This is a genomic window from Streptomyces sp. NPDC042364, from assembly GCF_056437585.1.
On sequence record NZ_JBWKAJ010000004.1, the window covers coordinates 322,871 to 343,919 of the forward strand.

General features: G+C 72.5%; 18 protein-coding genes. 10 read left to right on the forward strand and 8 right to left on the reverse strand.

Annotated elements, in window-relative coordinates:
• Nucleotides 1-59: 59 nt before the first annotated feature.
• Genes AC067N_RS10890 through AC067N_RS10900 form a run of 3 tightly spaced genes read left to right on the forward strand, consistent with a single transcriptional unit; the run spans nt 60 to nt 1,604 of the window.
• Entirely contained in the window at nt 60-551 is a 492-nt protein-coding gene (locus AC067N_RS10890; RefSeq protein WP_478678559.1) for a PA14 domain-containing protein, read from the forward strand.
• Complete coding sequence (locus tag AC067N_RS10895; protein ID WP_478678560.1) at nt 548-991, forward strand: ATP-binding cassette domain-containing protein; 444 nt, start codon at nt 548-550, stop codon at nt 989-991. Before AC067N_RS10890 ends, AC067N_RS10895 begins: the two co-directional genes overlap by 4 nt.
• Nucleotides 882-1,604: a hypothetical protein gene (locus AC067N_RS10900; protein ID WP_478678561.1), complete on the forward strand. Its 723-nt coding sequence runs from the start codon at nt 882-884 to the stop codon at nt 1,602-1,604. The genes AC067N_RS10895 and AC067N_RS10900 overlap by 110 nt, the downstream gene beginning before the upstream one ends.
• A 161-nt stretch (nt 1,605-1,765) precedes the next feature.
• Here AC067N_RS10900 and AC067N_RS10905 read toward each other — a convergent pair whose 3' ends face one another.
• From AC067N_RS10905 to AC067N_RS10930, 6 genes are all read right to left on the reverse strand, one after another.
• Nucleotides 1,766-2,218, reverse strand: coding sequence for a heat shock protein transcriptional repressor HspR (locus tag AC067N_RS10905; protein WP_478678716.1), 453 nt, complete (start codon nt 2,216-2,218; stop codon nt 1,766-1,768).
• A 5-nt stretch (nt 2,219-2,223) separates the two neighbouring features.
• Nucleotides 2,224-3,402, reverse strand: a complete 1,179-nt coding sequence (dnaJ, locus tag AC067N_RS10910) for a molecular chaperone DnaJ (RefSeq protein WP_478678562.1) — start codon at nt 3,400-3,402, stop codon at nt 2,224-2,226.
• A 42-nt stretch (nt 3,403-3,444) separates the two neighbouring features.
• Nucleotides 3,445-4,128 (reverse strand): nucleotide exchange factor GrpE, encoded by a 684-nt coding sequence (grpE, locus tag AC067N_RS10915; protein ID WP_478678563.1) that lies wholly within the window; start codon nt 4,126-4,128, stop codon nt 3,445-3,447.
• Nucleotides 4,125-5,969 (reverse strand): molecular chaperone DnaK, encoded by a 1,845-nt coding sequence (dnaK, locus tag AC067N_RS10920; protein WP_478678564.1) that lies wholly within the window; start codon nt 5,967-5,969, stop codon nt 4,125-4,127. The genes grpE and dnaK overlap by 4 nt, the downstream gene beginning before the upstream one ends.
• A gap of 142 nt (nt 5,970-6,111) precedes the next feature.
• Nucleotides 6,112-7,374 (reverse strand): alpha/beta hydrolase family protein, encoded by a 1,263-nt coding sequence (locus tag AC067N_RS10925; protein WP_478678565.1) that lies wholly within the window; start codon nt 7,372-7,374, stop codon nt 6,112-6,114.
• Nucleotides 7,375-7,467: 93 nt separating this feature from the next.
• A complete protein-coding gene (locus AC067N_RS10930) occupies nt 7,468-8,601 on the reverse strand; it encodes an MraY family glycosyltransferase (protein WP_478678566.1) in 1,134 nt (377 codons plus the stop codon).
• Between the two features lie 320 nt (nt 8,602-8,921).
• Between AC067N_RS10930 and AC067N_RS10935 the strand changes: the two genes are divergently transcribed.
• Nucleotides 8,922-11,219, forward strand: a complete 2,298-nt coding sequence (locus AC067N_RS10935) for a (Fe-S)-binding protein (RefSeq protein WP_478678567.1) — start codon at nt 8,922-8,924, stop codon at nt 11,217-11,219.
• Between the two features lie 63 nt (nt 11,220-11,282).
• Here AC067N_RS10935 and AC067N_RS10940 read toward each other — a convergent pair whose 3' ends face one another.
• Complete coding sequence (locus tag AC067N_RS10940; RefSeq protein ID WP_478678568.1) at nt 11,283-11,780, reverse strand: NUDIX domain-containing protein; 498 nt, start codon at nt 11,778-11,780, stop codon at nt 11,283-11,285.
• Nucleotides 11,781-11,867: 87 nt separating this feature from the next.
• On the reverse strand, nt 11,868-12,677 hold the full coding sequence (locus tag AC067N_RS10945; RefSeq protein ID WP_478678569.1) for a DUF6281 family protein: 810 nt from the start codon (nt 12,675-12,677) through the stop codon (nt 11,868-11,870).
• A gap of 169 nt (nt 12,678-12,846) precedes the next feature.
• Between AC067N_RS10945 and AC067N_RS10950 the strand changes: the two genes are divergently transcribed.
• The 6 genes from AC067N_RS10950 (at nt 12,847) to AC067N_RS10975 (ending at nt 20,999) form a co-directional block, all read left to right on the forward strand.
• A complete protein-coding gene (locus tag AC067N_RS10950; protein WP_478678570.1) occupies nt 12,847-14,256 on the forward strand; it encodes an FG-GAP-like repeat-containing protein in 1,410 nt (469 codons plus the stop codon).
• A gap of 55 nt (nt 14,257-14,311) precedes the next feature.
• Complete coding sequence (locus AC067N_RS10955) at nt 14,312-15,757, forward strand: FG-GAP-like repeat-containing protein (RefSeq protein WP_478678571.1); 1,446 nt, start codon at nt 14,312-14,314, stop codon at nt 15,755-15,757.
• A gap of 275 nt (nt 15,758-16,032) precedes the next feature.
• Nucleotides 16,033-17,511, forward strand: coding sequence for an FG-GAP-like repeat-containing protein (locus AC067N_RS10960; protein ID WP_478678572.1), 1,479 nt, complete (start codon nt 16,033-16,035; stop codon nt 17,509-17,511).
• Nucleotides 17,512-17,645: 134 nt separating this feature from the next.
• A complete protein-coding gene (locus AC067N_RS10965; protein ID WP_478678573.1) occupies nt 17,646-17,822 on the forward strand; it encodes a hypothetical protein in 177 nt (58 codons plus the stop codon).
• A gap of 134 nt (nt 17,823-17,956) precedes the next feature.
• The gene (locus AC067N_RS10970) at nt 17,957-19,378 is read left to right on the forward strand and encodes a hypothetical protein (RefSeq protein WP_478678574.1); all 1,422 of its coding nucleotides are present in this window, start codon (nt 17,957-17,959) and stop codon (nt 19,376-19,378) included.
• Between the two features lie 184 nt (nt 19,379-19,562).
• The gene (locus tag AC067N_RS10975; RefSeq protein ID WP_478678575.1) at nt 19,563-20,999 is read left to right on the forward strand and encodes an FG-GAP repeat protein; all 1,437 of its coding nucleotides are present in this window, start codon (nt 19,563-19,565) and stop codon (nt 20,997-20,999) included.
• The last annotated feature ends 50 nt before the right edge of the window (nt 21,000-21,049 follow it).

Below are 21,049 nucleotides of genomic sequence, written 5' to 3' on the forward strand. Positions count from 1 at the left end.
GGAGGTCGTGGCGTCGTCGGCGCCGTGGGTACCGGCGGCAGCGGGTGGGGACCACCGCCGTGGCCACGGCCATCGCCGCGGCGATGGGCGGGGTGTACGCGTTGACCGCCGAAGCGGCGGTGACCTGCGCGCCGTCCGTGTTCAAGCGGCAGATGTTCGCGAACGTGTCGTTCTCGGGCGTGCCGGTGACGACGGACTGCGACAGTGCGATCGACCAGAACTGGGGCACGGACGCACCCGCTCCCGGGCTGCCGGACGACCACTTCGGGGTGCGGTGGAGCGTGACACGGGACTTCGGCTCCGGCGGCCCGCTCACCCTCACCGCGTCGCGGTCGGACGGCGGCGTCCGTGTGTACCTCGACGGCCGGCTGCGGATCGACCTGCGCAGCGACGTCCCGACGCCGGTCGCGAGGAGCGTCGACGTCATCGTCCCGTCCGGACGGCACACCCTGCGCGTCGACTACGTCAACCGGACCGGCGCCGCGAAGGTCGAGGTCACGGCGGTACGGCTGCCCCGCACCGAGACCGTCATCCCGCTGTCGCCGCGATGATCTCCTCCAGGTCGTCCACCGCCGCGTGGCACGTCACGTTCGCCTGTCCGGGCCGCGCCCCCACCCTCGACGGGGTGGGTCCGGTCGCCCCCGTCGGCGGTGTCACCGCGCTCGTCGGGCCCTCCGGCAGCGGCCGAACGACCGTCTTCCCGCTCCTCCAGCCCTTCTGCGAGCCGGACTCCGGGCGGGTCCTCCTCGACTGCACCGGCATCGCGGCCCTCAGCCGCCGCCACCCAGCCGGCCACCGCGGGAGCGTGAGAACGCCGCCTGCCGTTCTACCTGACGTACTGACCACCGTCAGATCCCCACCACGGCGAGAGGAACACCGCAATGCCGAAGGACCCGGCTCCCACGGCCTCGCTCTCCAGGAACATCGGCAGCGACGCGCACGGCTCCCCCGAGGACCCCCCGTGCGACGACACCCACGGCGGCCCCGGTGACGACGCGTACGACGACAGGCACGACGACGACTCGTACAACGACTACGCGTACGAGGACGGGTACGAGGACGCCTACGAGGACGCGGATGCCGGGCCGAAGCCGGTCGTCGAGCATGTCGTCGAGGACTACCTGTTCGGCGCGCTGACCTTGCGGCTGGACGCCGAGCGGGGCGAGGTCACCGTGTCGGGCGACCGTGTGCCACGGGTCGAGCTGCGGCGGGCCGCGGGAACGGAGGGCTCGGACCACATACCGGTCGGCACCCGTGACGGCGCGCTGCTCACCCTGACCATCGACGGCGAGGAGGCGGTGATCGACCCCGCCAAGGGCCGGCTGACCCGGCGCTCGTACCGCGTCGACGTGCGGTACGCGGAGCGCTCCTGGCGGCTGGTGCCCGACTCCGTCCCGGGCAGCCGGCTGGTCCGGGCCGGGTCGTACCTCGGCGACTTCTCCTCCGAGGGCGACGGGAAGGTCCTGGTGGAGTGGCGCGAGGACGCCGAGCCGCAGGCGCTGGACGCGGCCCTCGGCTACGCGCTGGCCGCGGCGTTCGGCACGGGCGCCCAGCCGCTGTGGATGACGGGGATCGAGATGGCCGGCGACCTGCTGCCCGGCTGACGCCCCCGGCGCACGGAGGAGGACCCGCCGGTACTCCCCGGTACCGGCAGGGCCCTTGTCGCGTGCCCGCGGAGATCGGCCGCAGGTTCCCCTGATGTAGTGCTCGACGCAGAGTGCCCCCGCCGGCCGGGCCACGGCTCACGGACGGCCGGGGGCGGCCCTCAGTCCGGGCTCTGCTGCCGCTTCGGCCGCCACACCACCAGCGCGCTCGTCCGCTGCGCCTCCTGGTAGGGCACCAGGTCACGCCGGTACGACGCGTGCACCGCGGCCTCGCGCTGCTGCATCGCCGCGGCGGCGCCGTCGAGCGCGGCCTCCATCTCGGCCACCCTCGCCTGGAGGGCGGCGACCTGGTTCTCCAGCTCGATGATGCGCTTGATGCCGGCCAGGTTGATGCCCTCGTCCTGCGACAACTGCTGGACCGTACGCAGCAGTTCGATGTCACGGGCCGAGTAGCGCCGGCCGCGCCCGGCGGTGCGGTCGGGCGAGACCAGGCCGAGGCGGTCGTACTGGCGCAGGGTCTGCGGGTGCAGACCGGAGAGCTGGGCGGCCACCGAGATGACGTACACCGGTGTCTCTTCCGTCAGCTCGTAAGGGTTTCGACGGCGGCCGTCCATCACACTCATGCTCCCTTCGCGGCCTGGAACAGCTCCGCCCGCGGGTCCTCGCCCGCGGTCGCCTCGCGATACGCCTCCAGCGCGTCACGAGCCTTCCCCGACAGGTCCTTCGGGACACTCACCTCGACCGTGATCAGCAGGTCCCCGCGGGTGCCGTCCTTGCGGACCGCTCCCTTGCCGCGGGCCCGCATCGTACGCCCGTTGGGGGTGCCCGGGGGCAGCTTCAGGGTGACCGGCGGACCGCCCAGGGTCGGGACCCTGACCTCGCCGCCGAGCGCCGCCTCGGCGAACGTCACCGGCACGGACACCGTGAGGTTGTCGTCCTTGCGGCCGAACACCGGGTGCGCGTCGACGTGCACGACCACGTACAGGTCGCCCGCGGGACCGCCCCGCTCGCCGGGCGCGCCCTTGCCGCGCAGCCGGATCCGCTGCCCGTCGGCGACACCCGCCGGGATGCGGACCTGCATGGTGCGGGACGACTTGGCCCGGCCGGAACCCTTGCAGATGTCACAGGGGTTCTCGGCGATCAGGCCCCGGCCCTTGCAGTCCGGGCAGGGGTCCGTCAGCGAGAAGCCGCCGCCGGAGCCCCGCGCGACCTGGCCGGTGCCGACGCACGTCGGGCACACCCGGGGGGTGCCGTTGGCGTCGCCCGTGCCCGAACAGCCCTTGCAGGGGGACTGCGAGGACATCCGCAGCGGCACGGTCGCGCCCTCGATGGCCTCGGTGAAGCTCAGCGTGACCTCGGACTCGATGTCCTGGCCGCGTCGGGGCTGCACCCGCGTGGTGCCGGAGCTGCCCCGGTTGAACAGGCCCCCGAAGACGTCACCGATCCCGCCGCCGAAGCCGCCCGCTCCCTGTCCGCCCTGGGCGCCGCCTCCGAAGAGGTCGCCCAGGTCGAAGTTGAACGTGCCGCCCCCGGCGCCGGGTCCCGGACGGAAGCCGCCGTTGCCGAAGAGCGCGCGGGCGTCGTCGTACTCCTTGCGCTTCTTGGGGTCGCCGAGGACGTCGTTCGCCTCGGAGATCTCCTTGAACCGCTCCTCGGCCTTGGCGTTGCCCTTGTTGGCGTCCGGGTGGAACTCGCGGGCGAGCTTCCGGTACGCCTTCTTGATCTCGGCCTCGGTGGCGTCCTTGGGGACGCCGAGGACCTTGTAGTAGTCCTTCTCGATGAAGTCCTTGGTGCTCATCCCCGACGTCCCTCCTTCCGCTCGTTCTTCGCGTCGTCGACGTCAGCCCTCGTCCGGGCCACCGTTCTCCTTGTCGTCGGCCGTCTCCGCGGACTCGGAGGAGTCCGCCTTGACTGTCTGCGCACCCGGCTGGGGCTCGGCCACGGCCACCCGCGCGGGGCGGATGGTCCGTTCGCCGATGCGATACCCCGGCTGCAGAATCGCCACGCACGTCGTCTCGGTGACGTCCGGCGCGTAGCTGTGCATCAGCGCCTCGTGGATCGTCGGGTCGAAGGGCTCGCCCTCCTTGCCGAACTGCTGGAGGCCCATCTTCGCCGCGACGGTCTCCAGCGACTCCGCGACGGACTTGAATCCGCCGACGAGTTCGCCGTGCTCCCGCGCGCGGCCGATGTCGTCGAGCACCGGCAGGAGTTCGGTCAGGAGGTTCGCCACGGCGATCTCCTTGACCGTGATCCGGTCGCGCTCGACCCGCCGACGGTAGTTCTGGTACTCGGCCTGGAGCCGCTGGAGGTCCGCCGTGCGCTCACCGAGCGCCGTGCGCACCTGGTCCAGCTGGGCCGTCAGGCCGGCCACCTGGGCCGCCGCTGCCGCGTCCCCGGCCGGGGCCGCCCCCTCCTGGGGGGCGGCCTTCGGCTCGGCGTCCTCGGAGCCGGAGGAGGGGACGTCGGGCTGCTGCGGCTGACCTTGCGGCTGCTGCTCGTCGAAGCCCGGGGTCTCCTCCGTCACGCGGCACCGTCCTTCCGGTCCTCGTCGACGATCTCGGCGTCGACGACGTCGTCGTCGGCCTTGGCACCGGCCGCGGCACCCTCGGGGCCGCCCGCGGCCTGCGCGGCCTGGGCGTCGGCGTAAAGGGCCTGGCCGAGCTTCTGCGACACGGCGGCGACCTTCTCGGTGGCCGAGCGGATCTCCGCGGTGTCCTCGCCCTTGAGGGCTTCCTTCAGCTCGCCGACGGCCGCCTCGACCTCGGTCTTGATCTCGCCGGGGACCTTGTCCTCGTTGTCCTTGAGGAACTTCTCGGTCTGGTAGACGAGCTGCTCGCCCTGGTTGCGGGTCTCGGCGGCCTCGCGGCGCTTCTGGTCCTCCTCCGCGTACTGCTCGGCCTCCTGGCGCATCCGGTCGACCTCGTCCTTCGGCAGCGAGGAGCCGCCGGTGACGGTCATCTTCTGCTCCTTGCCCGTGCCCAGGTCCTTGGCGGTCACGTGCATGATGCCGTTGGCGTCGATGTCGAAGGACACCTCGATCTGCGGGACGCCGCGGGGCGCCGGCGGCAGACCGGTCAGCTCGAACATCCCGAGCTTCTTGTTGTACGCCGCGATCTCGCGCTCGCCCTGGTAGACCTGGATCTGCACGGACGGCTGGTTGTCCTCGGCCGTGGTGAAGATCTCGGACCGCTTGGTCGGGATCGTGGTGTTGCGCTCGATGAGCTTGGTCATGATGCCGCCCTTGGTCTCGATGCCGAGGGACAGCGGGGTCACGTCGAGGAGCAGGACGTCCTTGACCTCACCCTTGAGGACACCGGCCTGGAGCGAGGCGCCGATGGCGACGACCTCGTCCGGGTTCACACCCTTGTTGGCCTCCTTGCCGCCGGTCAGCTCCTTGACGAGCTCGGCGACGGCGGGCATACGGGTGGAGCCACCGACGAGAACGACGTGGTCGATCTCGGACAGGGCGATCCCGGCGTCCTTGATGACGTTGTGGAACGGCGTCTTGCAGCGCTCCAGCAGGTCCGCGGTCAGCTGCTGGAACTGGGCGCGGGTGAGCTTCTCGTCGAGGTGCAGGGGGCCCTCGGCGGAGGCGGTGATGTAGGGCAGGTTGATCGAGGTCTCCGTGGAGGAGGACAGCTCGATCTTCGCCTTCTCGGCGGCCTCGCGCAGACGCTGCAGCGCCATCTTGTCCTTGGCGAGGTCCACGCCGTGGCCGGCCTTGAACTGCTGCACCAGGTAGTCGACGACGCGCTGGTCCCAGTCGTCACCGCCGAGGTGGTTGTCACCGTTGGTGGCCTTCACCTCGACGACGCCGTCACCGATCTCCAGGAGCGACACGTCGAAGGTGCCGCCACCGAGGTCGAAGACGAGGATGGTCTGGTCGTCCTTGTCGAGACCGTAGGCCAGGGCGGCCGCGGTGGGCTCGTTGACGATACGGAGGACGTTGAGACCGGCGATCTCACCGGCTTCCTTCGTCGCCTGCCGCTCGGAGTCGTTGAAGTACGCGGGAACGGTGATGACCGCGTCCGTTACCTTCTCGCCCAGGTACGCCTCGGCGTCCCGCTTCAGCTTCTGGAGGATGAACGCGGAGATCTGCTGCGGGTTGAACGGCTTGCCGTCCAGCTCGATCTTCCAGTCCGTGCCCATGTGACGCTTGACGGACCTGATCGTCCGGTCCACGTTCGTGACCGCCTGGCGCTTGGCGACCTCGCCGACGAGCACCTCACCGTTCTTGGCGAAGGCGACGACGGACGGCGTGGTCCTGGCGCCCTCGGCGTTGGTGATGACGGTGGGCTCGCCGCCCTCCAGAACGCTGACGACGGAGTTAGTCGTGCCCAGGTCGATGCCGACCGCACGTGCCATGTCAATTCCTCCAGCTGACTTGAGTGGAACGGACTCAAGTGTGCACGACCCGTCCCGCCGGGTCAACAGACCTGAGTCGAGCCGACTCAACTTTTATCTCCCGCTTATGTACAGGAGGCCGCTGAGCTGGGGATCAGCCCGGCTATGGGGCCCAGAACCGTACCTCGGGAAGGTGAACCGAAGGGCCGTCGAGAAGGGGGCGGGGCCGGTTCCGCAGATGCCGGTCCAGGAAGGCGCCGACGTAGGCGCGGGTGATCTCGACCCCCCGCGCGCCCGAGAGCCCAGCCTCCGCCACCGTCCCCGCCGCCGGCCCCTCCGCCGCGCCCCGCACCGTGCGCCGCGCCGTCGCCTCCGCCGCCTCCGGGGCTGCCTGCTCGACGAGCGCCTGCAGATCGGTGAAGGACTCGTGCCGGGCACCGTCGACGGTCAGCCAGCGCTTCCACCCCGACAGCGCGGACCAGGTACGCCCCCAGTACGGCTCGCCCGCACCGCCCGGCGCGTTCTCGGGCGCGCCCATCATCAGGAACGGCCGGTCCACGCCGGGCGTGGAGACCTCGGCCAGACCGTCCAGGGTGAGCCCCGCGTCGATCCTGCGGTCGCCCCGCATGGCCGGGACGGTGCTGTACCCGCCCGCGGAGTGCCCCACCATCGCCACCCGCCGCGCGTCGATCGCCCCGCCACCGCCCCAGACCGGACGGGGCCCGGTGAGCCGGTCCAGCACGAACCGCATGTCGGCGGCGCGCCCCTGGCCGATCCTGGTCAGCTTGGCCTGGTCGTACGGCGGAGTGCAGGCGGAGCACGGCGTGGTGCGGCCGCCGGGGAAGGTGGTCCCGACGGCCTCGTGGTTGTGCCCGACACCCGCGACCACGTAGCCCCGGCTCGCCAGGTCCTCGGCGAGCGACGACAGCGTGGCCCGGGGCAGCTCGAACCCCGGCGAGAGCAGCACCAGCGGCGAACGCCGGGCCAGCGGGCGGGCGTTGGCCACGGAGTGCGTCCGCACCTTCGCCAGTGTGTCCTCGGGGACGTCGTCGGCACCCAGCAGCTCCAGCAGGGCGGCCGACTCCTGCTCCGTCATGTACGGCGCCGGCCGGGCGGGCCCGCCGGGCCGCGCCGGGTACCACAGCGACACCATCAGCTCCCGCCGCTCGGTGGCCACCCAGGGGTCGGCCCGTGACTCGTCCCGCAACGGCAGCGAGGTCCGGCCCACGGCGAACGGGCCGGCGGGACGGGGGAGTTCGAGGGCGAGGGAGTCGGCGGGGGCCGGAGCCGACGGCGCGGCGGACGGCGCGGCCGAGGCGGCGGAGCCGGTCACCGCGAGGGCGGTGCAGGCCGCGGCCATGGCCAGGGCCAGCGCCGGAGCGGCACGGCGGAGATCACGAATGAGGCTCTTGCGATCGCTCGTCACGCCCCGTAAGACGTATCCACGCGGTACCTGCCTCCAGGTCCTCGTGAAGAAGCGGGATCCTCCGCCGGCCCAGGCCCAGGATCCCCTCTCTCCCTACGCGCGGCGCCTGAGGGCCACCCCGTCCGAGCCGTGCGGGGAGCGGGGCTCCGGGGCGGGGCCGGAGGCGGCTCCGGGGAGCCCGTCGGTCGCCGGAGACGGATCGGGCCGCCGGGGGCGGGACATCGTTCGGGCGTCCGCGCCGCTTCCGGCGGCGCCGCCGAGCCCGTACACCCGCACCCGCGACATCCCCGCCACGACGACGACCGCGGCGCCCACCACCCACCACACCGCGCCCGCCGTCATCCACATCATGTGGACCGCGACCCCGACGGCGACCGACGCGACCGCGCACGCCCCCGCCACCACCGCGACGCCCGCCGGGGTGAGCCCCAGTCGGCGCAGCCGGTGCGGCAGATGGTCGGGCCCGCTCCGCCAGGGCGCCCTTCCGGCCAGGCGCCGGGAGAGCAGGACGAGTACCGCGTCGGCGGTCGCCAGCGCGGTGAGCGCGAAGGGGGCGCCGATCCCGACGCCGTGCCCCGCGGCGTACGCGTACACCTGGACGGCTCCCCCCGCGAGCAGGAACCCGGCGAACAGCGCCCCGCACTCCCCGAGCGCCACACGCGCGGGCGGCCAGTTCCGCATCAGGAACCCGGTGAGCCCGGCGGCGAGAACGCTGCACAGCGCGGCCAGCCCGTCGAGGACCTCGGCGGCGGCGCACACGCCCAGCCCGAACGCCGTGACCACCCCGACGACCCCGAGCACCCCGTCGGGACGCCCGAGCCCCTTGAAGCCGTGCACGACGAACACGATCCACGCGACGGCGGCCACGCCGCCGAGGACGCCGACCTCCTCGTACGGCACGACGAACGCGGCGGCGCAGGCGACGCCCGCGAGCCGCACCACCCAGGGCAGACCGCGCAGGTCGCCGACGAGCCCGAGGCCCCCGACCGCCATGCCCGCCAGGAGCAGCCGCACAGCCTCCTCCCCCAGCGGCGCCAGCCCGCTCCATTCCCCCAGCCACGCCACACCGCCCACCCCGCAGACGAGCGCGACGCCCCCCAGCAGCGGCACGGGCCGCATCCGCCGCCGCTCCACGATCCCGAGCCGCTGCGCGGGCACGCGTACGGCCGCCGTCAGTACGGCGGTGACCAGCAGGGCGGACGCGGCAGCGAGGATTCCGTACAACACGGAACCAAGTTACGGCTTGATGTGGCGATTCCTCCCGAATAACACGATCGTTTTGCAACAGCACGATCGTTTTGTCCGTCCATCCGGGGCAAGGGGGACCCCGCACGGAGTACACCGCCCGCCGGACCCGCCGCGACCCGTAGCCGAGCCCGCGCCCACTCAGGCAACCCTCAGCGACGCAGATCACCGCCTCGCTGGCTACAGTGCGGCAAAAGAAGTGGGTAGTCTCAGACGGACTGCATAAGTTACCGCTTAGTAATGATCTCCGGGCGTCCCGCCGGCGCCGCGGAGGAGAACCTCGCAGGCCCGAGGAGCCCCCAATGCAACTCGCCGCGATCATCGTGTCGCTGGTACTGACCGTGGTCGGCGTCGCGCTGCTCGCACGCGCCATCGGTCAGTTCATCCGGTACTTCAAGCTGGGCCAGCCGGTACCGGCCGGCAGCCGTACGGACAATCCCTACCAGCGCAGTGTGACGCTGGTGCGGGAGTTCCTCGGGCACACCCGGATGAACCGGTGGGGCATCGTGGGCTTCGCCCACTGGTTCGTGGCCGTCGGCTTCCTCACCCTCCCGCCGACCCTCGCCCAGGCCTTCGGCCAGCTCTTCGAGGCCGACTGGGTGCTCCCGGTCATCGGCGGGTTCCTGCCGTTCGAGCTGTACATCGAGTTCATCGGCGTGATGACGGTCCTCGGCATCGCCACGCTGATCGTGATCCGCCTGCTGAGCCTGCCCTCGCGGGCCGGCCGCAAGTCCCGCTTCGCGGGCTCCAAGGCCGGTCAGGCGTACTTCGTCGAGTACGTCATCCTCACCATCGGTCTCGCCATCTACGTGCTGCGCGGCCTCGAGGGCGCGATCCACGACGTCGACCACTACGAGGCGGCGTACTTCGCCTCCTACCCGCTGGTCCTGGCCTTCAAGGGGCTCAGCCTCCCGGTCCTGCAGAACCTGGTCTACCTCACCGCGATGGTGAAGATCAGCACCTCGTTCATCTGGATGATCGTCGTCTCGCTGAACACCAACATGGGTGTCGCCTGGCACCGCTTCCTCGGCTTCCCGAACATCTGGTTCAAGCGGAACGCCACCGGTGAGACCGCCCTCGGCGCGCTCCAGCCCATGACGAGCGGCGGCAAGCCGATCGACTTCACCGACCCCGGTGACGACGACGTCTTCGGCGTCTCCCAGGTCGAGCAGTTCTCCTGGAAGGGCCTGCTGGACTTCTCCACCTGCACCGAGTGCGGCCGCTGCCAGTCGCAGTGCCCGGCCTGGAACACCGGCAAGCCGCTCTCCCCGAAGCTGCTGGTCATGTCGCTGCGCGACCACGCCCACGCCAAGGCCCCCTATCTGCTCGCCGGTGGCGGCAAGACCATGGAGGGCGAGGAGAAGGCGTCCGAGGAGCAGCTGAAGGACGTGCCCGCCGCCGCCCTCGCCGAGGCCGAGCGGCCGCTGATCGGCACGGTCGAGGAGAACGGCGTCATCGACCCCGATGTGCTGTGGTCCTGCACCACCTGCGGTGCCTGCGTCGAGCAGTGCCCCGTCGACATCGAGCACATCGACCACATCGTCGACATGCGCCGCTACCAGGTGATGATCGAGAGCGCCTTCCCGTCCGAGGCCGGGACGATGCTCAAGAACCTGGAGAAGAAGGGCAACCCCTGGGGCCTGGCCAAGAAGCAGCGGCTGGAGTGGCTCAAGGAGGTCGAGTTCGAGGTCCCGGTCGTCGGCAAGGACATCGAGGACCTCAGCGAGGTCGAGTACCTGTACTGGGTCGGCTGCGCCGGCGCCCTGGAGGACCGCGCCAAGAAGACCACCAAGGCCTTCGCCGAGCTGCTGCACATGGCGGGCGTCAAGTTCGCGATCATGGGCGGCGACGAGAAGTGCACCGGTGACTCCGCCCGCCGTCTCGGCAACGAGCCCCTCTTCCAGGAGCTCGGCATGGAGAACGTCATGGCGCTGAACACGGCGTTCGGCGAGGAGCTGGACGAGGACGGCAAGGTGACGCCGGAGTCGGCGAAGCCCAGGTCGGCCAAGAAGATCGTCGCCACCTGCCCGCACTGCCTCAACACCCTCGGCAACGAGTACCCGCAGCTCGGCGGCGACTACGAGGTCATCCACCACACCCAGCTGCTCCAGCACCTGGTGGACGAGGGCAAGCTGGTCCCGGTCACGCCGGTCGAGGGCATCATCACCTACCACGACCCGTGCTACCTGGGCCGCCACAACAAGATCTACACGCCGCCGCGCGAGATCATCGCCAACGTCCCGGGGCTGCGCAACGAGGAGATGCACCGCCACAAGGAGCGCGGCTTCTGCTGTGGCGCCGGTGGCGCGCGGATGTGGATGGAGGAGCGGATCGGCAAGCGCATCAACAACGAGCGCGTCGACGAGGCCCTCTCCCTCAACCCGGACATCGTCTCCACCGCCTGCCCGTTCTGCCTCGTCATGCTGACCGACTCGGTCAACGGCAAGAAGAACGATGGCAAGGCCAAGGAGTCCATCCAGGTCGTCGACGTGGCCCAGCTGCTGCTGGAGTCCGTCAAGACCCCGGTGGCGGACGAGGGCGAGCCCCCCGCGGGCGCGGCCGAGACCGAGAGCGAGCCGGAGCCCCAGCCGGTCAAGTGACCCTGCGGCCCTCCGGCCCAGCAGTGCCCTCGATGCCCCCGCGCCCCCCGGAGCGCGGGGGCATCACCGTGTCGCGCGCAGCGCGCGGTACCGCTCGAACGCCTCGCGGGCGTCCGGCACGAACGCCGGCTCCCGCACCAGCGCGGCCAGCTCCGCCTCGCCCACCCAGCCGTAGGAGGCGATCTCGGCGGGGTCAGGCCGCGGCGGACCCGTGACGACCACCTCGTGCAGGCCCAGCCAGTAGGGGCTGATCGCCCCCGCGCACCGGAACTTCAGCACGAACCGGGGACGTGCCCGGATGCCCAGCTCCTCCGCCAGCTCCCGCGCGGCGGCCTCCTCGTACGACTCGCCGACCTCGGCGGCGCCGCCGAGCAGCCAGTTGACCTGACCGGGGAAGCGGGACATGTCGTCGGGGCGGCGGTGGACCAGGTACCGGCCGGCGGGGTCACGGCACACGACCGTCGCCACGCGGTGCAGCCAGCCCCGCCGGATCGCCTCCCCCCGGTCGACGACCCCGATCACCTCGTCGTCCTCACCGACCCGCTCCACCAGCTCGCCCATGCGCCCACCCTGGCAGAGGGCACCGACAACCGGCCGCGGCCGGGCGGACCCGCACCCCGCCGACCGGTTCGGGTGGGGAGGGGGCGCTCAGCGCTCCGTGAGACGCTCCTCGACCTCCGGCGGCAGATCGTCACCCAGGCGCGTCATGAACAGCGGCTCCTCGTCCGCCGAGCGGCGGACCGCGATGGCGTCGCCCGGGTCCAGCCCCTTGACCGCGTACGCCTCGTAGACCTCCGGTTCGGGGGTCGCGTCCACGTCACCGGGGGTGTCGTCGCAGTACACCGTGCGGACCGTCCCCAGCTTCGCCCCCGGCTCGAAGTCCGCCTCGCCGCGGCCGGCGTAGCTCTCCCCGCCGTACTCCACGAGGAACGCGCACTTCGCCGCAGTCGCCCCGCCGGCACAGGAACCGTCGTCACCGCCACAGGCCTCGGGTGCCTCCAGCGGGGTGACGCCGTCCCCTTCTCCGTCCGTTCCGCCGCCGCCGTGGCGCCCTCCGAAGACCCGCTCCGCGGCGTCCGGGATCGGCTCGTCCGGCCGGGGGTCCACCATGACGGACAGCTCGCCGCCGGGTGACTCGCGGACGGCGATGGCGTCGTCGGTGTCTATGCCCTTGACGGCGTACGCCGTCAAGACGGTCCGGTCCTCCGCCGCGAGGTCGTCGCCGGTGTCCTCCTCGCCGCCGCCCTCGTCCACGCACACCGCATGCCGTGCGGTGCCCACCTCCGCGCCGAGTTCGTAGTCGACGCGGCCCACGTCGACGTACTCGCGGTCGCGGTAGTCCACCACGAACGCGCAGGACCCCGAAGCCTCACCGCCACCGCCCAGCGCGGCGCAGCCGACGGCGAGGGGGGCCAGTACGAGCGCCGCCAGGGCGGTCCGCGCAACGGGAACGAGCATGGTCACGTCTCCTTCGTCAGGGGTCGCTTCGCTCCCTGGACGCACCACCCGCGCCGAACGTTCGGTTCACTTCCCGGCCACCCGCACACAACCCTTCGTACGCCCCGCGTGTCACACCGACGAGTCACAGCAGCGGACAGCTCGAACACCGTCCTCCTGGAGGTCATCCGTGCTTGCAAGGAAGTTCGCCGTGGCCGCCGGTGCGGGAGCGCTCGCGGTGGCGGGGCTCGCCCTGCCGATGGCCGGCAGCGCGGTCGCCGCGCCGGGGCTGAGGGACGACTTCAACGGCGACGGATACCGGGACCTCGTCATCGGCACCCCCAAGGCCAACGCCGTCACCGTCACGTTCGGGTCCTCCTCCGGAGCCGGCACCGGAGCGGCGAGGTCGGTGACCCTCACCCAGAACGCCCCTGGCGTGCCCGGCGCCCTCGAACCCGAGGACGAGTTCGGCGAGAACGTGACCAGCGGTGACGTGAACGACGACGGCTACGCCGACCTGATCGTCGGCGCGCCCGGCGAGAAGGTCGACGGCAGGGCGGACGGCTCCCTCACCATCCTCTGGGGCGGCGCCCGGGGCTTCCGCACCGGCGGCATGGTCCTCAACGCCCCCAGCGGCGAGGACGTCCGCTTCGGTGAGGGCGCCTCCTTCGCCGACCTCGACGGCGACGCCGCCGGCAACCTGGTCGTGGTCTCCGAGAACCGCTTCCGGTGGTACGCCGACGGTGTGCCGGACGGGCCCGCGCGCGGCCCGGAGGTCGAGTTCCTGCCCGAGGGCGTCCGGCTCGACGGCGTCCTCGGCGGGCACTTCTCCAACGGCTCCGGCAGCGACTACGTCCTCCACGGCACCGACGCCGCCGGCCACGGTTTCGCGGGCTGTCTGCGCGGCGGCGCCGGCGACATCGGCTACTCCTACCGGCCTCTCTTCCAGGGCGCCGCGACCGACGTCGTCACCGAACCGCGGCTCGCCGCCGGCGACCTCGACGGGAACGGGTACAGCGACCTCGTCCTCGGCGAACCGGGGGCCGGTACCGGCGGAAGGATCACCGTCTGGCCCGGCAACGACCGAGGGCTCGGCGCCGACGGGTGGCCCTCGCGGTCGTACAGCCAGGCGAGCACCGGCGTCCCGGGCACCGACGAACCGGGGGACGGCTTCGGCGGCTCGGTCGCCGCGGGCGACGTCACCGGCGACGGCTACGCGGACGTGGCCGTCGGCGCGCCCGCCGAGACCGTCGACGGGGTGCGGGGAGTGGGCGACGTCGTCCTGCTGAAGGGGTCCGCGAGCGGCCTGGGCAAGGGCACGTCATGGCACCAGGCCACCCCCGGCGTCCCCGGCGCTGCCGAGACCGACGACGCCTTCGGCTCCGCCGTCCGCCTCAAGGACATCAACGGGAACGGCCGCGCCGACCTGGCGATCGGCGCGACGGGCGAGGACATCGGTACGGCGCAGGACGCGGGCGCGGTCTGGGTGCTGCGCGGTACGGCCTCCGGCCTCACCACGTCCCACGCCACGTCGTTCAGCGCCATCGACTTCGGCATGGGCGGCAACCCGTACCCCGCCTTCGGCACGATCCTCCGCTAGCGTCCACCCATCCCACGCCCCGACTCCCGCCACTTCCAGACACGTTGGAGCCCCCGTGACCCCCACCCCCAGGCGCCGCGGCACCCTGCCGCTCGGCGGACGAAGAGCCCTTCCCACCGCCGTCCTCGTCACGGTCGCCGGGCTGGGCCTCGCCACGCTCGTCGCGCCCCCGGCGAGTGCCGCCGGGTCCGTGCGCAGCGACTTCGACGGCGACGGCTACGCCGACCTCGCGGTGGGCGTCCCCGCGGGCACCGCGGGCGGACACGCCAAGGCCGGTTTCGTGCACGTCCTGTGGGGCTCCGCGGACGGCCTCGGCGGCAGGAGCACCAGGATCGACCAGGCGAGCGGCGGCATACCGGGCACGGCGGAGGCCGGTGACCAGTTCGGCTACGCCGTGCGGGCGGCGGACTTCGACGCGGACGGGTACACCGACCTCGCGGTGACCGCACCCGGCGAGCAGGTCCGCGCCGACGGGCACGAGGGCGCAGCGTATGTGCTGTGGGGCTCGGCGGAGGGGCTCAGGTCGGGGCTGACGGTCGCCAAGGGCGGCCCCGGACAGCGGCTCGGGCGGCTGGTCACCGCCGGGGACTACGACGGCGACGGCGACCGGGACCTCGTCCTGTCCGTGAGCGGCGAGGAGGGCGGTGCCACGGTCCTGCGGCCGGGGCCGCTCACGACCGCCTCGCCCACGAGGCTCGTCGAGGGCTACGACTTCGGTGACGCCCGCGCGCTGACCAGCGCGGACTTCGACGGCGACGGGAAGGACGACCTGGCCGTCACCTTCAAGGGCCTGGAGAGTTCGGGCACCCGCGTCCGCGCCCTGGCCCCCGGCGGCTGGACGACACTCTGGCAGGCCGACGACTTCGGCGCCGCGCTCGCCGCCGGGGACTTCGACGGCGACGGCCGTACGGACCTGGCGCTCGGCCAGGTACTGCCCAACCCCGAGGCGGAGGGCGCGTACTGCGCGGACCGGCTCGGCGGCGCCCTGGCCACGGTGTACGGGGCGCCGGGCACCACGCTCGGCGGCGAGGTCACCTGCACCACCCAGTCCTCCCCGAACGTGGGCGGCACCGCGGAGGCCGAGGACAACTTCGGCGCCGCGCTGGCCGTCGTCGACCTCGACGGCAGCGGTCCCGACTCCCTGCTGGTGGGCGCGAGCCACGAGACCGTGGGGTCGGCGGCACGCGCCGGCGCCTACTGGGAGCTGGAGGCGGGCGGTGACCGGGTGTTCACCGGGCCGGCCTTCACCCAGAGTTCCGCCGGGGTGCCCGGCACGGCCGAGGAAGGCGACCTGTTCGGGTCCGCGGTGACGGCGGCCGACTTCGACACGGCGAAGTACGACGACCATGTGATCGGCGCGCCCGGCGAGAACGCCGCCACGGGTGCCCTCTGGTACCGGCCGTCGGCCGGCGACGGCCCCCGCCTCCCCGCGGTGTCCCTGACACCGGCGAAGCTCGGGCTGACGGGAGCGGCCGGGTACGGGGCGGTACTCGGCAGGTAAGGCGCGCGGGGTGCGGGGTGCGGGGTGCGGGGTGCGGGGTGCGGGGTGCGGGGTGCGGGGTGCGCAAGCAGGTAAGAGGGACCCTGCGCCCCATCGGTTCCACCGGCCCCGAAAATTTCTCGAACTCCCGTACAACCCTCCCGTACCTCCGGTGGTCTCCTGTTCGCCGACTTCCCCGTGAACCGCCGACGAACTCCGGGCGAACGCGGACAGGAAGGGCACCCCATTGACGCGGACGCCGGCCAGGCGTCCCGCATGCAGCAGGAGATCCCCGCATGCACAAGCACGTGCGACTCGCCCTCGCGACGGCCTCCGCGGCCGCGCTGACCGGCGGTCTGCTCATGTTCTCGGCCGCGACGGCGACGGCGGCCGACTCGGTCCACCAGCCGAAGGCGGACTTCAACAACGACGGCTACGGCGATGTGGCGTACTCGGCCGGCCTCGCCACGGTCGGCGGCAAATCCGAGGCCGGGCAGATCGTCGCCCTGTACGGCTCGGCGAGCGGTATCAGCTCGACCAAGCGCACGACCGTCAGCCAGAACACCTCGGGCGTGCCCGGCGACGCCGAGGCCCGTGACTGGTTCGGCTGGTCCAGCGCGTACGGCGACTACAACGGCGACGGCTACGACGACCTCGCCGTGTCCGCGCCCCTCGAGGACGTGGCCGGCGACGCCGACGGCGGCACCGTCGTGATCGTGTGGGGGTCCGCCTCGGGTCTGTCCGGCGCCACCACCGTCAAGGACCTCGCCCCCTCGTCGCACGACCGGTGGGGCCGGTCGCTCGCCTCGGGCGACTTCGACGGCGACGGCACCGAGGACCTGGCGATCGGCACCTCGTCCAACGAGGTGTTCGTCATCGGTGGCGGCATCACCAAGTCGGGTTCGTTCGGCGACCAGTACGCCATCAAGCTGGACATCGTCTCCGGCAACGACGCGGGCGCCATCATGCTCACCGCCGGCGACACCAACGGCGACAAGCGCACGGACCTGGTGGTCGACGGCTTCGAGACCGACAGCTACTGGCGCTACAACACCAACTGGTACGTGCCCGGTTCCCCCGAGGGCCTGGGCGCGCAGGGCGGTGTGCGCGAGCTGAGGCGCGGTGTCATCACCGGCATCGGCGACATCAACGGCGACGGCTACGGCGACATCGTCACCGGCCAGGACTGGGACCCGTCGAAGGACGGCAGCGAGCCCAGCGTGCCCGGTTCGTCCACCGGCGGCAAGATCCACATCCTGTACGGTTCCGCGGACGGCCCGGCCACCACGGTCGCGGTGACGCAGGACAGCGGCAACGTGCCCGGCTCCGCCGAGCGCGGCGACTTCTTCGGCAGCGAGCTCTCCCTCGGCGACATCAACGGCGACGGCAGGACCGACCTGGTCGTCGGCGCCCCGGGCGAGAACCTCGGCGGTGTCGTCAACGCCGGTGCGGTGACCGTGCTGTACGGCTCGGTCTCCGGCCTGAACACCACCTCGGGTCTCCAGTACTTCGCCCAGTCCACGGCCGGTGTCCCGGGCACGGACGAGACGGACGACCAGCTCGGCGGCGAGGTCAAGCTCACCGACGTCACCGGTGACGGCAAGGCGGACCTCACGGTCGGCTCGTACGGCGAGAACGACTACAACGGCTCGCTGCTCTACCTGCCGTCCAACGGCACGAAGATCACCACGTCCGGTGCCCGTTCCCTCGGCCCGTCCGCGGTCGGCGTCTCCACCACCGGGCAGCCGATGTTCGGCGCGAACGCGGCCAACTGACGTACCTATTCTTCGAGTCGGGCCCGCGTTCGGGTGAGGACGCGGGCCCGCTTCTCCTTCCGGGAGCCTTCTCGCGCACGCGCACCCTCCTCCTCGCCGCCGCCCTCCCCTCCGGCCTGCTGACGACGCTCCCGGTGGCACCGGCCGCCACCGCTCCCGTCGGACGGGCAGACGACTTCACCTGCGACGGCTTCCGCGACATTGCGATCGGCGCCGACGACGCCGCCGTGGCCGGCCGGCAGAGCGCCGGTGCGGTGGTCCTGCCGTACGGCTCGCCCTCCGGGTCCTGCGCGGCACGGCAGCGGGGCTGACCCCGAAGGGCGCGCAGACGGGCTCCACCCGCGACGTCGGCCTCACCGGACAGGCCGGCTTCGGCCGGACCCCCGCCCCGTGACGATCGGCCCCCCTCCCCCACCTTCTTCGACCTGAGGACCTGAGAACAGCCATGCGTATCCGTACCGCCACGGCGATCGCGACCCTCCTCGCGGCCGGTGTGGTCCCCCTGACCCTGACGGCCCCCGCCCACGCGGTGGGCGCGGCCGCCCCGTACGACTTCAACGGCGACGGCCACCGCGACCTGGCGATCGGCGCCCCCGGTGCCGTGGTCGGCGGCAAGGCGAAGGCCGGTGCCGTCTCGGTGGTGTACGGCACCTCCACCGGCCCCGGCGCCCACACGCTGCTCACCCAGAACACCTCCGGAGTGCCCGGCTCCGCGGAGGCCGGTGACGCCTTCGGCACGGCGGTGGCGTCGGCCGACCTGAACACGGACGGCTACGCGGACCTGCTGGTCGGCGCGCCGGGCGAGGACACCGGGACCGACACCGACGGCGGTACGGTCGTGATCGTCTGGGGCGGCGCCTCCGGTCTGTCCGGCGCCCGCACCCTCGTCGACCACAACCCCGACCAGGCGGACCGCCACGGCCAGGCGCTCACCACCGGCGACTTCGACGGCGACGGCGACACCGATGTTGCGGTGGGCGGCACCGGCAAGTTCGATCTCGCCCTGGTGGAGGGCCCGTTCGCGAAGACGGGCGACTTCACCGGCGGCCTGTCCACGGCCCTGGCGTACGCGCCGCAGCCGTTCGACCCGACGTACGGCGTCGAGTACCTCTCGGCGGGCGACGTCCAGAACGACGGCTCGGCCAGCCTCGTCATCCACGGCCGCGCGAAGGGCACCGACGACGCGCTCACGGCCGTGGGCAACGGCGACTACGGCTACTGGCTGGAGTACATCCCCGGCGGCCGGGTCTCCTCCGTCGCCGACGTGAACGGCGACGGTCACGCGGACATCGTCGTGGGCAACCCGCGCGAGACGTCCGCCGACCCGGCCGGCGCGCTCGGCGGCCGGGTGACCGTGGTGTACGGGCAGGCCGTGACGGACTCCGTGGACGACTCCACCGGCAAGGAGGTCGCCTACACCCAGGCCACGTCGGGCGTCCCCGGCACCGCGACGGCGGGCGACGCCTTCGGCACGGGCGTCTCGCTGGGAGACGTGAACGGCGACGGGTACGCGGACCTGGCGATCGGCTCCCCCGGCGAGTCCTTCGCCGCCGGCGGGGTGACCGTCCTGTACGGCTCGGCGAACGGCCTGACGACCGCCTCCGCGAGGTCCCTCACCCAGTCGACCTCCGGTGTCCCCGGCACCGCCGAGTCCGGCGACCGCTTCGGCGCCCGCGTCCTCCTCTCCGACACCACGAAGGACGGCAGGGCCGACCTGACCGTCGCCGGGACCGGCGAGAACGCGGGCGACGGCGCGATCTGGTGGCTGAAGTCCGCGACGGCCTCGGGGGCGAAGTCCTTCGGTCCCTCGGCGGTGGGGGTGTCCACCTCCGGCGCACCGGCGCTCGGAACGGCACTGGGCGGCTGACGGAGACAGACCGGGAATTGACCGAACTCCCGTACAACCCTCCGGTACCGCCAAGGGTCTTCTGCTCGCAGACCTCTCACGCCCCTCCTCTCACACGGTACGTCTTCGTCACATGCCTTACGGCACACTGCAGTTGGGCCCGCCCCCGGGTGGCGCGGGCCCCGGCTCCCCTATGGAGTTCCTCTTGCGCACTCGTCCGTTCCTCCTGGCCGCGGGCCTGCTCGCGAGCATGCTCGCGCTGACCGCGCCCACCGCCCACGCGGCGGGTACGGCCACCCCGTACGACTTCAACGGCGACGGCCACCGCGACCTGGCGATCGGCGCCCCCGCCGCCGCGGTCGGCGGCAAGGCGAAGGCAGGCGCGGTCACGGTCGTCCACGGCGGTTCCACGGGCCCGGGCACGGCCAGGTACAAGCTCCTCACGCAGAACACGACCGGCGTACCGGACAGCGCCGAGACCGGCGACGGCTTCGGCACGGCGGTGGCGTCGGCCGACCTGAACAGGGACGGCTACGCGGACCTGGTCGTCGGCACACCGGGCGAGGACCGCGACGGTGACACCGACGACGGCATGGTCCAGGTGGTCTGGGGCGGCAGGTCCGGCCTGTCGGGCGCCCTCACCCTGCTCGGCGGCGGCTCGGACACCGACCGTCTCGGCCAGGCCCTCGCCATCGGCGACTTCGACGACAACGGCAGGACCGACGTGGCGACGGGCGGCAGGGGCGCCGTCGACCTCACCGTCCTCCAGGGCCCGTACACCAAGGCGGGCGGCGCCGACGGAGGAGTACGGGCCGCGTCGATGGCGAACGCGCCGAAGCCGTACGACCCGGCGTACGGCGTGGAGTACCTGTCGGCGGGCGACATCAACGGCGAGGGCTTCGACAGCCTCGTCGTCCACGGCCGCAAGAAGGGCACCGACGACTCGCTCACAGCGGTCGCCGACACCCGCTTCATCGACTTCCTGAACTGGATGGAGTACGTGCCGGGCGGCTATGTCTCGGCCGTCGGCGACGTCACCGGGGACGGCCGCGCCGACATCCTGATCGGCAACCACCGCGAGCCCGCCGCCGACCCCTCCGGGGCGCTCGGCGGCAGAGCGACGCTCGTGCTGGGCGCCCCCGAGTCCCAGTGGGTCAGCGGCCAGTTCATGACGGCGATCACCCAGGACGCCTCAGGTGTGCCCGGCGCGGCGGAGTCCGGCGACGGCTTCGGCGGCGGCGTCGCCATCGGCGACTTCACCGGCGACGGCTACGGCGACCTGGCCGTCGGCGCGCCGTACGAGTCCTTCGGCGGCGCCGAGGACACCGGCACGGTGACCCTCCTGCGCGGCGACAGCGTCGGCTACCTGCCCACCGGCGCCCGCACCCTCTCCCAGTCCACCTCCGGCGTCCCCGACGGCGCCGAGTACGGCGACCGCTTCGGCGCCCGCGTCCTCCTCTCCGACACCACGAAGGACGGCAGGGCCGACCTGACCGTCGCCGGGACCGGCGAGAACGCGGGCGACGGCGCGATCTGGTGGCTCAAGTCGGCCACCCCGTCGGGAGCCAGGACCTACGGTCCCGCGAAGTTCGGCATCTCCACCACCGGCACCCCGGGCTTCGGCGCGCCCCTGCACGGCTGACCCCGAGCAGGCCCGCGGCCGCGCCCCGACGACATCCCTAGGCCCCCTCC

Bases quoted from the DNA above. Each gene is read 5' to 3' on its own strand.
- AC067N_RS10895 (WP_478678560.1), top strand. From the start codon at position 548: ATGATCTCCTCCAGGTCGTCCACCGCCGCGTGGCACGTCACGTTCGCC.
- AC067N_RS10900 (WP_478678561.1), top strand. From the start codon at position 882: ATGCCGAAGGACCCGGCTCCCACGGCCTCGCTCTCCAGGAACATCGGC.
- AC067N_RS10905 (WP_478678716.1), bottom strand. From the start codon at position 2,218: ATGGACGGCCGCCGTCGAAACCCTTACGAGCTGACGGAAGAGACACCG.
- dnaJ (WP_478678562.1), bottom strand. From the start codon at position 3,402: ATGAGCACCAAGGACTTCATCGAGAAGGACTACTACAAGGTCCTCGGC.
- dnaK (WP_478678564.1), bottom strand. From the start codon at position 5,969: ATGGCACGTGCGGTCGGCATCGACCTGGGCACGACTAACTCCGTCGTC.
- AC067N_RS10935 (WP_478678567.1), top strand. From the start codon at position 8,922: ATGCAACTCGCCGCGATCATCGTGTCGCTGGTACTGACCGTGGTCGGC.
- AC067N_RS10940 (WP_478678568.1), bottom strand. From the start codon at position 11,780: ATGGGCGAGCTGGTGGAGCGGGTCGGTGAGGACGACGAGGTGATCGGG.
- AC067N_RS10945 (WP_478678569.1), bottom strand. From the start codon at position 12,677: ATGCTCGTTCCCGTTGCGCGGACCGCCCTGGCGGCGCTCGTACTGGCC.
- AC067N_RS10960 (WP_478678572.1), top strand. From the start codon at position 16,033: ATGCACAAGCACGTGCGACTCGCCCTCGCGACGGCCTCCGCGGCCGCG.
- AC067N_RS10970 (WP_478678574.1), top strand. From the start codon at position 17,957: ATGCGTATCCGTACCGCCACGGCGATCGCGACCCTCCTCGCGGCCGGT.